We start from the raw sequence: 12,333 nt of genomic DNA, 5'->3' as shown, positions 1-12,333 counted from the left end.
AGCTAGGACCCCTCGGGCCCCTCCGGCTCGCGGAAGATCGCCGCTGTGTCGAAGTCCCCCTGGACGACGTCGTAGGCGAGCGCCGCGAGCCGCAGGTGGTGCGCGCGGGCGTAGCGGCGGAAGGCGCCGAAGGCGTCGTCCACCGACAGACCCCAGCGCTCGGCGAGCACGCCCTTGGCCTGCTCGATCACGATCCGGTTGGTCAGCGCGGTCTGGAGCTGCACGCGCTCGACCTGGCTGCGCTCCAGGGTCCGCTGCTGGAGGATCGCGATCGTGGCGATGTCCGCGAGCGCCTGCGCCAGCAGCCGGTCCTCCTCGCTGATCGGCGTCGACTCGCGCTGGAAGAGGCTGAGCGCGCCCACCACCCGCTGCCGCAGCCGCATCGGGAAGGCGTGGGTGCGGACGAATCCGGCCTCGGTGGCCCGCGTGGTGAAGTGCGGCCAGCGGGTCCGGGTGATCGGCGCGGTCAGGTCCACGTCGATGCGGGCGTCGCCGGTGCGGAAGCACTCCACGCACGGGCCCTGGTCGTGCTGGGACGCGAAGAGTTCCAGCAGCCGGGTGCTCTCGTCGGACGCGGCCAGCGGGTGCAGCGTGCCGTGCTCGTCCACGAGCAGGATGCCGACCGTCGCGATGTCCAGCAGTTCCGCGCAGCGCTGGGCGAGCCGCTGGAGGAAGTCGATGATGTCGAAGTCGTCGGTGAGCGAGTCGGCGACCTCCACGAAGACTTCGGTGAGGCGTTGCACACGCGTCATGGGGATCAGTCCTTGTCTGCTGCGGTGGAGGGGAGGGTGCCGTCGCCGTTGACATCGAGGCGCAGCCGTCTGGCCACCACATCATGCGCCACGACGCGGATGGGCCGCCCGCTCCGGAAGGCGTGCGCCCGCAGGCGCAGGAGCGCGTCCGCGAGCGGGAGGCCGAGTTGCACGCTCGCCATGCCCGCCGCCTGGTGGACGACGGCGCTGTACAGCGTGCCGGGCAGTTCGGCGCCGCCCTCGTCCCCCAGGTAGCGGGCGGCCAGCGCGTCGGCGAGGACGAGGGCGTCGCCGGTCTGTTCGGTGCCGAGCGCCCCGGCCGTGGCGCGTACGGCGGTGAGCACGCCGATCCGGATGGCGCCGAGCGCGATCGGGAAGCAGAACACCGCGCGGACCGGCAGCCGTTCGGCCTCCGGCACCAGCGCGGGCCAGCGGTCGGCGCGCACGCGGCGCAGGTCGGGTGCCAGGACGGCGTGGCCGGTACGTACGGCGTCGGCGGCCGGGCCCTCGCCGACCGTGTACTGCAAGTCCTCGAAGGCACGGCTCAACGGGCCGGAGCACCAGAGCACTTCGGCCGCCTCCCGGCTCCCCGGGGTCTTCCCCGGCGAGGTGTCCCCCGCCAGAGCCGTCGACACGCCGTCCACCCCGAGCGCCACGGCCGCGAGACGCGCCCGCTGCGGCCACTCGCCCCGGCGCAGCGACACCAGTGCTTCCGCCATCGCGTCACTGATCACGGCTCAGCGCCCAACACCCTTTGTCCTGCGGCTGATCTGTCCGAGCGGCCACCCGCATGGCGTCCCCTCAGCCGGGTGTTGTACGGACGACGGACGCCGTGCGCCCGCCGACCTTATCCCCTGCGTGCGCGATCGCCCCGTTTTCCGGAGGTTACGGGCGCACGCCACGTTGACGGTGTACGTCGTCGGGGCCGCGCGCCCCGCGAAATCCCCGGCTCGGGGAGCCCGGCTCCGTTTGACGCGGGTAGTTATACGACCCACAATCATTGTTATGACTACAACCAATTCGGCATCCGGCAAGCGCGTCCTGCTCATCGGCGCCTCCCGCGGCCTCGGCCTCGCCCTCGCGCGGGAGTGGCAGCACGAGGGGTGGCACGTCGTCGCGACCGTGCGCGGCACCCGGCGGACGGAGCTGCACGACCTCGCCGAGGCGCACCCGGACAGCGTCGAGATCGAGACGGTGGACGTCACGGTCCCCGAGCAGGTCACGGCGGTGCGCGAGCGGCTGGAGGGGCGCGTCTTCGACCTCCTCTTCGTGAACGCGGGCGTCACGAACGAGCCCGAGGGGACGGTGGCGGAGACGTCGACCGAGGAATTCGTGCGGGTCATGGTGACCAACGCGCTGAGCCCGCTGCGGGTCGTCGAAACGCTCTCGGACCTCGTGACCGGGACCGGCACCATCGGGGTCATGTCCTCGGGCCAGGGCAGCGTGGCCAACAACGAGCGCGGCGGGCACGAGGTGTACCGGGGCAGCAAGGCCGCGCTGAACACCTTCATGCGCAGCTACGCGGCGCGGCACGAGGGCGAGTCCCGGCCGCTGGTGCTGATGGCGCCCGGCTGGGTGCGGATCGGCGTCGGCGGACCCGGCGGGCGGCTGACCGTCGAGGAGAGCATTCCGAACGTCGTCAGGACGCTCGACTTCCTCCGGGACAGCCCCGGCCTGCACTACGTCGACTACCTCGGCAACACCGTCGCATGGTGACCCCGCCCCCGGACCCGGACCCGACGTCGGCCACGGACCCGGACGCGGAACCCGCCGCCCCCTCCGCCGAGACGGTCTGGGCCCTCATGCACGGCTTCGTCGAGGCCCACAACCGCCACGGCGAGCTGGCCGAAGCCCTCGGCTTCCGGCTCGGCGCCGGACGCGGCAAGGCCCTCTTCCTCCTGCGCGACGCGCCCCTGACCCTCACCCAACTCGCCGCGTCCATCGGCGCCGACGCCCCCTACACCACCCTGATCGTCGACAAACTCGAATCCCACGGCCTGGTCGAACGCCTCCCCCACCCCGCCGACCGCCGCCGCAAGCTCGTCACCCTCACCCCGGCGGGCCACGACGCCATCGCCACCGCCGACGCGATCCTCCACCGCCCCCCGCCGGCCCTCTCCGCCCTCTCCCGGAAAGACCTCGCCCACCTCACCACCCTCCTGACCCGCCTCACCTCCGCGATGAGTTCCGGGCCCGCCCCGAGTCTCTTGTAGTGACCGCCGCCGGAAATCCGGCGCCGGACACGGCCGAAGACACGGCCGAGAACACTCACGACAGAGCGCGGAGGACATCGTGACGAGCACCCAGGGCGAAGCGGGCGGCGGACGGCCGCCGGTGGTGGACATGGAGACGTGGCAGGCGGCGCGGGACGAGCTGCTGATCAGGGAGAAGGCCCATACGCGCGAGGGGGACGCCATCGCGGCGGCGCGGCGCCGGTTGCCGATGGTGGAGTTCGACGGGTCGGTGGAGGTGACGGGCGCGCAGGGCCCGGTGCCGTTCAGGGACCTGTTCCAGGGGCGGAACGAGCTGCTGGTCTACAAGCACATGTGGCACGACGGGGCGCCCCACCAGGGCCAGTGCGAGGGGTGCACGGTCACGGCGTGGCACATGAAGGACGCCGCGTATCTGAACGCGCGCGGCATCTCGTGGGCCGTGCTGACGACGGGACGCTGGGAGGAGGTCCCGCCGTTCGTGGAGTTCATGGGCTACACCGAGCCCTGGTACTCGGTGCGCGACGTGGCCGCGCCGGTCGGCGGGGCGATGGGCCACCTCACCTCCTACCTGCGCGACGGCGACCGTACGTTCCTCACGTACGACACGACGGGCCGCGGCACCGAGGCGGCCAGCGGGAGCTTCGCGCTGCTGGACATGACGCCGTACGGGCGGCGCGAGGCGTGGCAGGACACGCCGGAGGGCTGGCCCGAGGGGAACGGTCCGTGCTGGTACTGGCGCGCGGACGTGGACGGGAACGCGACCTGGGGCCCGACCAGCCGGCCCGTACCGCAGTGGACGCGTCCCGGCGTGACCGCCGAGCAGACCCTGGGCCGCGGCGGCGAACACCACTGACGCGCCGCGGACGCCGTTGACGCGCCCGCCCGCCCGCACGCCACCCCGCCCCCGCCCTCACTTCCGTGAGACGAAAAACAGATAAGGCAGGTTGATAAGGTAGCCTTAGCATATGAATGAGGATCTGGACCCCGCAGCCGTCGCCGCCTCCCTCCTGACCGGCGTCGGCGCACTGGTGCGCCGCGCCCGGCAGGTGCCCACCGGCGGGGGCCTCACCATGCCCGAGCGGACGGCGTTGTCGCTCCTGAACCGCTCGGGCCCCACGACCTCCTCCGCCCTGGCCCGGCAGGTGCAGATCACCGCCCAGGCCATGGGCACCACCCTCGCCGGGCTGCGGGACCGCGGCCTGGTCGACCGCGGCCAGGACCCGGACGACGGCAGGCGCGTGGTGCTGACGGTGACCGAGGCGGGCCGGCGGGCGCTGGAGGACAAGCGCAACGCGCGCACCGAGCAGATCACCCGGGCCCTGACCAGCGGCGCGTTCACCCCGGCCGAACTGGCACAGCTCGCGGCGGCGGCCCCCCTGCTCGACCGGCTGGCCCAGGCCGTCTGACGCGACGGACCCCGCCCGAGGACCCGTCGGGAAGCCCCCGGACGCGACAGGAAGCGAGCCGATGTCCCATCCCTCCCAGGCGCTGGGCGACCGGTACAAGTGGACGGCGCTGACCAACACCACCGCCGCCGTCTTCATGTCCGCGCTCGACGGCTCGATCGTCCTGATCGCGCTCCCCGCCATCTTCCGCGGCATCCACCTGGACCCGCTCGCGCCGGGCAACATCGCGTACCTGCTGTGGATGATCATGGGGTACCGGCTGGTCCAGGCCGTCCTCGTCGTCACCGTCGGCCGCCTCGGCGACATGTACGGCCGGGTCCGTATCTACAACTCCGGTTTCGCCGTCTTCACCTTCGCCTCGATCCTGCTCTCCTTCGACCCGTACGACGGCGGCCACGGCGCGATGTGGCTGATCGGCTGGCGGGTGCTGCAAGCCGTGGGCGGCTCGATGCTGACGGCCAACTCCGCCGCGATCCTGGTCGACGCCTTCCCCAAGGAGCAGCGCGGCTTCGCGCTCGGGATCAACCAGGTCGCGGCCCTGGCCGGGATGTTCATCGGCCTGGTCGCGGGCGGCCTGCTCGCCGCGTGGGACTGGCGCGCGGTGTTCTGGGTGAACGTGCCGGTCGGCGTCTTCTTCACCCTGTGGGCGTACCGCACCCTGCGCGACACCGGAAAGCGCGGCGGCGGCCGTGTCGACTGGTGGGGCAACATCACCTTCGCGGTGGGCCTGAGCGCGGTGCTGATCGCGGTCACCTTCGGCCTCCAGCCCTACGGCGGCCACACCATGGGCTGGACGAATCCGCTGGTCGTCGCCCTGGTCGTCGGCGGCCTCGCCCTGCTGACGGCGTTCGTCGTCATCGAGAGACGCGCCACCTCGCCGATGATCCAACTGGGGCTGTTCCGGCTGCGGGCCTTCACCTTCGGCAATCTGGCGGGCCTGGCCATCTCGATCGGCCGCGGCGGCATGCAGTTCGTGCTGATCATCTGGCTCCAGGGCATCTGGCTGCCGCTGCACGGCTACGACTACAGCGACACGCCCCTGTGGGCGGGCATCTTCATGCTGCCGCTGACCGCCGGTTTCCTCGCCGCGGGCCCGGTCTCCGGCTATCTGTCGGACCGGATCGGCTCCCGCGGCCTGGCCACCGGCGGCGCGCTGCTGTTCGGCGCCAGCTTCCTCGGCCTGATGCTCCTGCCGATCGACTTCAGCTACTGGATCTTCGCGCTGCTGATCGCGCTCAACGGGATCGCGAGCGGCATGTTCGCCTCCCCCAACTCCTCCTCGATCATGGGCAGCGTGCCGGACGAGCTGCGCGGGGTCGCGTCCGGCATGCGGGCGACCTTCCAGAATTCGGGCACCGCCGTGTCCATCGGCGTCTTCTTCTCCCTGATGATCGCCGGACTGGCCAGCAGCCTCCCGCACACCCTCACCAGCGGCCTGCGGCAGCAGGGCGTACCGGCGCACGTCGCGGCCCAGGTCGGCGGCCTGCCCCCGGTCTCGTCCCTGTTCGCCGCGCAGCTCGGCGTCAACCCGGTGCAGCACCTGCTCGAACCCACCGGCACCCTGGCACGTCTGACGGCGGCGCAGCGGCAGACGCTGACCGGACACGAGTTCTTCCCCGACCTGATCTCGGGGCCCTTCCACTCCGGCCTGGTCATCGTGTTCGCCTTCGGCGCCGTCCTCGCCTTCCTCGCCGCCGTCGCCTCGATGCTGCGCGGCGCCAACCCCGCCGCTCCCGGCCGCGAGCGCCGGAAGCGCGAGCACCAGCCGTCCACGGCTCCCTGACGCCGCCGACGGCCCCTCACCCCAGGAGAGACACATGCCCCTGCTCGGCCGACTCCTCAGCAACCGCAAGTCGGGCGACGCCCACGCGGCGTGGCACCTGCCCAACCTCCAGGGCCCCGACCTGCTGACCCTCACCAGCGAGGACTTCACGGACGGCGGCCCCCTGCCGCTGGAGCAGTGCGCGAAGAACGTCGGCGGCGCCGACCTCTCCCCGCGCCTGGCGTGGACCCCGCTCCCGGACGGCACCGCCCAACTCCTGCTGTCCGTCGAGGACATCGACGTCCCCATGTCCAAGCCCGCCGTGCACTGCCTCGCCCTGATCGACCCGGCGACGGCCGGCCGCCTGGACACCGGCGCCCTGTCCGCGCGCCAACCCGCCCCGGGCGTACGGGTGCTGCGGTCGACCATCGGCCGCGGCTACCACGGTCCCGCGCCGATCAAGGGCCACGGCCCGCACCGCTACGTCTTCCAGCTCTTCGCCCTCGCCGCCCCCGTGACCGACGGCGCCCCGACCACGAAGGACCTGACCCGCGCCCGCCCTCGTACCGTCCTGCCCGCCGTCGCCTCCCCTGTCCTCGCCCGCGGCCGGCTGACCGGGGTGTACGAGCGCTGACCCCGGCCGGCCGCGGCCGTGTGATCCACACTCTTGACGGCATATCGGCGCGTCATATGCGCATTTCGGGCGAACGGCTGTAATTCTGGCGGCCGTTGCGTCGCTCTCCGTCTCCCCCCGCCCGGACCGTCCCGTCCGGGCGGCGAGCGACGCGTGCCCGCCTCACCCAAGGAGCGCAGATGTCCCTGTCCCGTGCCGTGTCCCGCACCCGGTCCCGCCTTCTGGCGGTGCTCAGCGCCGCCGCCGTCGCGAGCGGGCTCGCGGTCGCCGTTCCGGCGGCGCCCGCCGCGGCGGCCGGTTCGTTCGTCGTCAGCGAGGCCCAGTTCGGCCAGATGTTCCCGGCGCGGAACTCCTTCTACACCTACCAGGGCCTGGTCCGCGCGCTGGACGCCTACCCCGGCTTCGCCCGCTCCGGCGACGGCTCGGCGCGCAAGCGCGAGGCGGCGGCCTTCCTGGCCAACGTGAGCCACGAGACCGGCGGCCTGCGGTACGTGGTCGAGCAGAACACCGCCAACTACTCCCACTACTGCGACCGCGGCCAGCCCTACGGCTGCCCGGCCGGCACCGCCGCCTACTACGGGCGCGGCCCTCTCCAGTTGAGCTGGAACTTCAACTACAAGGCCGCCGGTGACGCCCTCGGCATCGACCTGCTGCACAACCCGTCCCTGGTGCAGCGCGACGCCGCCGTGTCCTGGAAGACCGGGCTGTGGTTCTGGAACACCCAGAGCGGCGCCGGAAGGATGACCCCGCACAACGCGATGGTCAACGGCAAGGGCTTCGGTGAGACCATCCGCAGCATCAACGGCGACCTCGAATGCAACGGCAAGAATCCGGACGAGCGCAACGACCGCATCAACCTCTACAAGAATTTCACCCGCCTCCTCGGCACCGACGTCGGCGGCGGCAACCTCTCCTGCTGACCCCCTCACCGGTCCCCCTGCCGGGGCGGCTAGCCGATCTTTTGAGGCGCGCGCCTCTGTGCAGTTCTTTCCGCCGGGCGGCCGGCCGATCTTTTCAGGGGCGCGCCCCTCGGCGGTTCCCCTGCCAGGACGGCTGGCCGGTCTTTTCAGGGGCGCGGGGAACTGCGCGACCAGCCCCCACCGGGCTGTCAGCCCGAAAACAACAGCATCTGCCCCGCTGGGGCCGGTTCTCAAAGGCGCACCACCGCGCGGGCTGAGCGCGCAGTTCCCCGCGCCCCTAAAAGGATCGGCCAGCCGCACTGGTGAGAAAGCCGTCTGGGGGCGCGCCCCCTAAAAGCACGTGGCCGGCGTTCCGGCAGAAGAACCGCACCGGCGCCGCACCCCGGAGGGGATGAGCTACTTGGGGGAAAGGTGGCATATGCGCGTAGGGGAGGAGGCCGGGGTGGTAGGGATCAGGCGTCCCTGTCCCCCAGGTCAACAGGAGTTTGAGCATGCGGAAGTTGCTCGGTCGGACGGCTGCGATCACGGCGCTGGCAATACTTTTGCTCGCCTCTGTGTCAGGCCCGGCCTCGGCCGCCGGACCCGCACGACAGGGGCGGCCCTCGGCGATGGCCGACGAGTGCTACCGGCACCACGGCGTCTGGTACTGCGCGGACGGCTGGGACTGGTATCCCGACCGCCACAGCACGGGCCCGGTCCTCTGACGAGGCCCCGCGGAGCCGGGCCGGGGCCCGGCGCCTGACCGCCGGGAAAGCCCGGCCCGCAGGGCCGCACCGTACGTCCCGGATCCCGTCCCCACGGTCCGGGACGCACGGCTGTCCGGCTGTCAGTGGTCGCCCCTAGAGTCGGGCGCATGGCGATGCTTCCTAACCCCCTGCCGCGACTCGCGGAGTTGGACCTGCGGCTGCCCGCGGGCACATTGGTCGACACGACGTTCGAGGGCCGCTGGCACGAGCCGCTGCTGTGGATGGCGGACGGCCCCGCGGCGGACGGCGCGTGGGCGAGCCTGCTGCCCGCGCGGGCGGCGGGCCTGCAACCGCTGCTGATAGAGGCGAGCGCGCCGTACTCGAAAGGCCCGGTGGACTGGCAGTTGATGCCCGACCACGCGTCGTACGCCGGGGACCACGACGCCGAGGAAGTGCTCGCCGAGTTCTGGGCGGGCCTGATCGAGGAGGACGCCGAGGACGTCGAGGAGGACGACGTCCTCGCGCCGTACGGCGCGGCGTGGCCGGGCCTGGCCCCCGCCGCGAAGGCCGTGGACGACCCCGACGACCTGGCCGCCGAGGTCACCGCCGACATGGTCGGCTCCGGCTGGCTGGAGAATCCGCGCGCGGCCCTCGTCCACGCCCGCCGCAGCGCCGACATACCCGCAGCGATCGGCTGGAGCGGCCCGCTCAACTACGAGAGCGACCCCGCCCGCCTGTGCGCCGTGCTCCGCTCGTGGGAGGACCGGTTCGGCATACGCGTCATCGCCCTCGCCTTCGACCGCCTCACCGTCTCCGTCGCCGCGCCCCCGAGCACCCGGGAGGAAGCCGAGGCCGTCGCCGCCGAGCACTACGCCTTCTGCCCGGACAACATCGACCAGGGCACCTACGAGACGCTGCGCGAGTACGCGGAGAAGGCCGTCCTCGACGTCCACACGTGGTCCTTCTGGTGGGACTGACGCCCGGTCAGCGGGCGGCGAACTCGCACCACACGATCTTGCCGGGGTTCCGCTCCCCCACGTCCCACTTGTCGGCCAGCGCGTCGACCAGGACGAGCCCGCGCCCGGACTCCTCCTGATCGCGCTCACGCCCCAGCCGGTCGGCCAGGTGCGGACGGCCGCCGCCGCTGTCGTGCACCTCGACCCGCAAGGTGGTGCCGAGGTCGCGGCGCAGCAGTAAGAGGAAGCCGCGCCCCGGGGGCACGCCGTGCAGCAGCGCGTTGGTCGCCAACTCGCTGACACACAGGAGGACTTCGTCCTCCCGGCTCTCGAATCCCCACGCGGTGAGGGCTTCCCGCGCGAACTCCCGCGCGGCGGGGACCGAGCGCCGTTCCCGACGGTAGAACCGCTCCCGGCGGTCCAGGTGCTGGACGTCTTCGTTCATGAAGCTCAGCGTCGCGCAGCGTGTTCGGGGTGTACTAGACCCGTTACCCGTACATGTCGCGTGTACGGGTAACGGCCGATACGGGTCGGGTGGAAGTGGGGTAGTTACGGTCGTATGCCACCACGCAAACGGCAGCAGCCGAAGCCGAAGAAGAACAAGTCCGCCTTCCAGTCCGTGGGCGCGCTCTTAGCCTTGTTCCGCATTGCGGCGGGTCACACACAGGCGGAGTTGGCCACGCTCATCATCGTCAGCGAGAGCAAGCTCGCGTCAATAGAGCAGGGACGGCGCCCGCTCACGCTCACCCTGGCCCGAGAGCTGGATCGCCTACTCGTAACGAAGGGCGCCCTGGAGGTCGCGGTGGCACACCTCCCCGAGATGGACGTGTTCCCGGAGTGGGCAGCCGAGTACATGGACTACGAGCACGAGGCCATCACTCTCTCCTTCTACGCGAACCAGGTGCTGCCCGGACTGCTCCAGACCGAGGACTACGCGCGCGCCGTCTTGAGCAACGACATCCCCACGGTCGATGAGGACGAGCTTGAATTACGCGTAGCTGCGCGTATCAAACGGCAGGACATCCTCCATCGCAGAGTGCCGCCCTCGACGAGCTTCGTCATCTCCGAGGCCGTGCTGATGGATCGCCTCGGCGACGAGGCCACCTACCGAAACCAGCTCCGCCACCTGCGACAATGCGCGGACACGCCGGGCGTGACAATCCAGATCATGCCTCTCGGCTTGTCCGCTCACGCGGGGCTCTCCGGTCCGTTCGTTCTCATCGAGACGCCGGAACACGATCATCTCGCCTACGCTGAAACTCAGCGCGGCAGCCAGATCATTCACGACCCAGACGGCGTGAGCATCCTGGCTCGCAAATATGCGATGCTGCGCTCCCAGGCCCTCAACCCCTTTGAGTCGAAGGGTCTGTTGGACCGGTTGCTAGGAGAGTGATGAGCGCCCCACTGAAGTGGTTCAAGTCCAGCTACAGCGGTAGCCAGGGCGGCGACTGTGTCGAGATCGCCTACGCCTGGCGTAAGTCGAGTTACAGCAGCGAGCAGGGCGGCGAGTGCATCGAGGTCGCGGCTCACCCGGCCGCCGTGCACGTGCGGGACTCCAAGGACCCCCAGGGTCCGAGCCTCACGTTCACCCCGGCCGCATGGGCGGCCTTCGCCACCTTCGCCGCGACCGCCACCGCCACGGCGGCGCCGGGTTCCGATATGACCGATAAAACGCCACTTCTTTAGGACATTCCTAAAAATTACCCGGGGGTAAGGTGGGCGGAATCCCCAATTCGCCTCAGTTCACCTCTAGGACACCCCACCTATGAGCACCGTTGTTCGCGGAGATGCCGCCCCCACCGGCTCCGCGCCGCTGCCCGACCTCGCACCGGTCCCTGAGCCCGCCGCCGGAGGCAAGGCCGGGAGCGCGGCACCGCAGCCGAAGAAGCGGCTGTACGTGCTGGACGGTCTGCGGCTGATAGCCGCGCTCATGGTGGTCGCCTACCACTACATGGGCTTCGACGACTGGTTCGAGTCCCCGTGGGGGAAGTCCTCGCGCGCGGTCTTCCCCGGCGTCCACGAGGTGGCCGGGTACGGATGGCTGGGCGTCGAGCTGTTCTTCCTGATCAGCGGGTTCGTCATCTGCATGTCGTGCTGGGGGCGGACGCCGAAGCAGTTCGCCGTGTCGCGGTTCGTCCGGCTCTATCCGGCGTACTGGTTCGCCATCGCGGTGACCACGACGGTGCTGGTGACGCGGCCGGGGGGAACGACCCTTGCCGCGAGCGACGTGCTGACGAATGTCACGATGTTCCAGGAGCTGCTGGGCGCGCAGGACGTGGACGGCGTGTACTGGTCGCTCTGGGTGGAGCTGCGGTTCTACCTGCTGTTCATGGTCGTGGCGATGATGGGGCTGACCTACAGGCGAGTGGTCACCTTCTGCATCGCCTGGCTGTTGCTGGCCGGAATCGCGCCGCAGTCGGGGATCGATCTGCTGCAGTTGATGATCGTTCCCCAGTACGCGGCCTTCTTCGTCAGCGGCATCGTGATCTACCTGATGCACCGGGTGGGGCCCACGCCCATACTGTGGCTGCTGCTGGGGGCGTCCTGGCTGATGGCACAGAACCAGCTCACGGATCTGGTGGCCAGCGCCGAGGCGTCCACGCACACCAATCTGTCGTGGTGGTGGTCGCTGGCCGTCGTGAGCATCTTCTACGGTCTCGTCCTGGGCGCCGCGCTCGGGAAGCTGAACTTCTTCAACTGGCGCTGGCTGACGGTCGCCGGTGCGATGACGTATCCGTTGTATCTGCTGCACGAAGACATCGGGTGGGAGATCATCCGGCACACGCACGGGGTGCTCCCGGCCCGCATCCTGGTTCCGGCGCTGGTCGCCGTGATGCTGCTGGCGGCCTGGCTCGTCCACACATACGTGGAGACGCCGCTGGCCAAGGCGCTGAAGAACTGGCTGCTGCCCGAGAAGCCGGCCAAACCGGCCAAGCCGGTCCCCGCGCCGACAACCGGGCCCGACTCGGAAGCGACCGCCGGGTAGCACCAGAAAACCCACCGG

14 protein-coding genes are annotated in these 12,333 nt (G+C 70.8%); 11 read left to right on the top strand and 3 right to left on the bottom strand.

Annotation, left to right across the window (positions count from 1 at the left end):
* Window positions 1-2: 2 nt before the first annotated feature.
* Window positions 3-752: a GAF and ANTAR domain-containing protein gene (locus ACIOC1_RS18405; RefSeq protein ID WP_355340616.1), complete on the bottom strand. Its 750-nt coding sequence runs from the start codon at window positions 750-752 to the stop codon at window positions 3-5.
* A gap of 5 nt (window positions 753-757) precedes the next feature.
* Complete coding sequence (locus tag ACIOC1_RS18400; RefSeq protein WP_355340618.1) at window positions 758-1,471, bottom strand: GAF and ANTAR domain-containing protein; 714 nt, start codon at window positions 1,469-1,471, stop codon at window positions 758-760.
* 286 nt (window positions 1,472-1,757) lie between these two features.
* On the opposite strand from ACIOC1_RS18400, the gene ACIOC1_RS18395 reads away from it, so the two are divergent.
* From ACIOC1_RS18395 to ACIOC1_RS18360, 8 genes are all read left to right on the top strand, one after another.
* Window positions 1,758-2,468 carry an SDR family oxidoreductase gene (locus ACIOC1_RS18395; protein WP_401855383.1) on the top strand — a complete coding sequence of 237 codons (711 nt, stop codon included), beginning with the start codon at window positions 1,758-1,760 and terminating at the stop codon, window positions 2,466-2,468.
* The gene (locus ACIOC1_RS18390; protein ID WP_401855381.1) at window positions 2,462-2,965 is read left to right on the top strand and encodes a MarR family winged helix-turn-helix transcriptional regulator; all 504 of its coding nucleotides are present in this window, start codon (window positions 2,462-2,464) and stop codon (window positions 2,963-2,965) included. Before ACIOC1_RS18395 ends, ACIOC1_RS18390 begins: the two co-directional genes overlap by 7 nt.
* Window positions 2,966-3,044: 79 nt before the next feature.
* Window positions 3,045-3,818, top strand: coding sequence for a DUF899 family protein (locus ACIOC1_RS18385; RefSeq protein ID WP_401855378.1), 774 nt, complete (start codon window positions 3,045-3,047; stop codon window positions 3,816-3,818).
* Window positions 3,819-3,930: 112 nt separating this feature from the next.
* On the top strand, window positions 3,931-4,371 hold the full coding sequence (locus tag ACIOC1_RS18380; protein WP_391163538.1) for a MarR family transcriptional regulator: 441 nt from the start codon (window positions 3,931-3,933) through the stop codon (window positions 4,369-4,371).
* A 61-nt stretch (window positions 4,372-4,432) separates the two neighbouring features.
* Window positions 4,433-6,154 carry an MFS transporter gene (locus ACIOC1_RS18375; RefSeq protein ID WP_401855375.1) on the top strand — a complete coding sequence of 574 codons (1,722 nt, stop codon included), beginning with the start codon at window positions 4,433-4,435 and terminating at the stop codon, window positions 6,152-6,154.
* Window positions 6,155-6,188: 34 nt separating this feature from the next.
* The gene (locus ACIOC1_RS18370; RefSeq protein WP_355340636.1) at window positions 6,189-6,767 is read left to right on the top strand and encodes a YbhB/YbcL family Raf kinase inhibitor-like protein; all 579 of its coding nucleotides are present in this window, start codon (window positions 6,189-6,191) and stop codon (window positions 6,765-6,767) included.
* A gap of 179 nt (window positions 6,768-6,946) precedes the next feature.
* Window positions 6,947-7,687: a chitinase gene (locus tag ACIOC1_RS18365; protein WP_401855372.1), complete on the top strand. Its 741-nt coding sequence runs from the start codon at window positions 6,947-6,949 to the stop codon at window positions 7,685-7,687.
* A gap of 853 nt (window positions 7,688-8,540) precedes the next feature.
* Window positions 8,541-9,350: a DUF4253 domain-containing protein gene (locus ACIOC1_RS18360; protein ID WP_391163540.1), complete on the top strand. Its 810-nt coding sequence runs from the start codon at window positions 8,541-8,543 to the stop codon at window positions 9,348-9,350.
* A gap of 7 nt (window positions 9,351-9,357) precedes the next feature.
* Here the strand turns inward: ACIOC1_RS18360 and ACIOC1_RS18355 are convergent, their stop codons facing one another.
* Complete coding sequence (locus tag ACIOC1_RS18355) at window positions 9,358-9,774, bottom strand: ATP-binding protein (protein WP_401308959.1); 417 nt, start codon at window positions 9,772-9,774, stop codon at window positions 9,358-9,360.
* Between the two features lie 114 nt (window positions 9,775-9,888).
* On the opposite strand from ACIOC1_RS18355, the gene ACIOC1_RS18350 reads away from it, so the two are divergent.
* From ACIOC1_RS18350 to ACIOC1_RS18340, 3 genes are all read left to right on the top strand, one after another.
* Window positions 9,889-10,722: a helix-turn-helix domain-containing protein gene (locus ACIOC1_RS18350; protein ID WP_401308956.1), complete on the top strand. Its 834-nt coding sequence runs from the start codon at window positions 9,889-9,891 to the stop codon at window positions 10,720-10,722.
* Window positions 10,722-11,015: a DUF397 domain-containing protein gene (locus ACIOC1_RS18345; protein WP_391123901.1), complete on the top strand. Its 294-nt coding sequence runs from the start codon at window positions 10,722-10,724 to the stop codon at window positions 11,013-11,015. The genes ACIOC1_RS18350 and ACIOC1_RS18345 overlap by 1 nt, the downstream gene beginning before the upstream one ends.
* 79 nt (window positions 11,016-11,094) lie before the next feature.
* Window positions 11,095-12,315: an acyltransferase family protein gene (locus ACIOC1_RS18340; protein WP_401855368.1), complete on the top strand. Its 1,221-nt coding sequence runs from the start codon at window positions 11,095-11,097 to the stop codon at window positions 12,313-12,315.
* Window positions 12,316-12,333: the final 18 nt, after the last annotated feature.

Source organism: Streptomyces sp. NPDC088197 (assembly GCF_044741185.1).
Lineage (GTDB): Bacteria > Actinomycetota > Actinomycetes > Streptomycetales > Streptomycetaceae > Actinacidiphila.
The sequence above is the reverse complement of the archived record's forward strand: the minus strand, read 5'-3'. Positions and strand labels throughout refer to the sequence as shown.

Coding starts and splice junctions, on each gene's coding strand:
- ACIOC1_RS18405 (WP_355340616.1), bottom strand. CDS start 752: ATGACGCGTGTGCAACGCCTCACCGAAGTCTTCGTGGAGGTCGCCGAC.
- ACIOC1_RS18400 (WP_355340618.1), bottom strand. CDS start 1,471: ATGGCGGAAGCACTGGTGTCGCTGCGCCGGGGCGAGTGGCCGCAGCGG.
- ACIOC1_RS18395 (WP_401855383.1), top strand. CDS start 1,758: ATGACTACAACCAATTCGGCATCCGGCAAGCGCGTCCTGCTCATCGGC.
- ACIOC1_RS18390 (WP_401855381.1), top strand. CDS start 2,462: ATGGTGACCCCGCCCCCGGACCCGGACCCGACGTCGGCCACGGACCCG.
- ACIOC1_RS18380 (WP_391163538.1), top strand. CDS start 3,931: ATGAATGAGGATCTGGACCCCGCAGCCGTCGCCGCCTCCCTCCTGACC.
- ACIOC1_RS18375 (WP_401855375.1), top strand. CDS start 4,433: ATGTCCCATCCCTCCCAGGCGCTGGGCGACCGGTACAAGTGGACGGCG.
- ACIOC1_RS18370 (WP_355340636.1), top strand. CDS start 6,189: ATGCCCCTGCTCGGCCGACTCCTCAGCAACCGCAAGTCGGGCGACGCC.
- ACIOC1_RS18365 (WP_401855372.1), top strand. CDS start 6,947: ATGTCCCTGTCCCGTGCCGTGTCCCGCACCCGGTCCCGCCTTCTGGCG.
- ACIOC1_RS18360 (WP_391163540.1), top strand. CDS start 8,541: ATGGCGATGCTTCCTAACCCCCTGCCGCGACTCGCGGAGTTGGACCTG.
- ACIOC1_RS18355 (WP_401308959.1), bottom strand. CDS start 9,774: ATGAACGAAGACGTCCAGCACCTGGACCGCCGGGAGCGGTTCTACCGT.
- ACIOC1_RS18350 (WP_401308956.1), top strand. CDS start 9,889: ATGCCACCACGCAAACGGCAGCAGCCGAAGCCGAAGAAGAACAAGTCC.
- ACIOC1_RS18345 (WP_391123901.1), top strand. CDS start 10,722: ATGAGCGCCCCACTGAAGTGGTTCAAGTCCAGCTACAGCGGTAGCCAG.
- ACIOC1_RS18340 (WP_401855368.1), top strand. CDS start 11,095: ATGAGCACCGTTGTTCGCGGAGATGCCGCCCCCACCGGCTCCGCGCCG.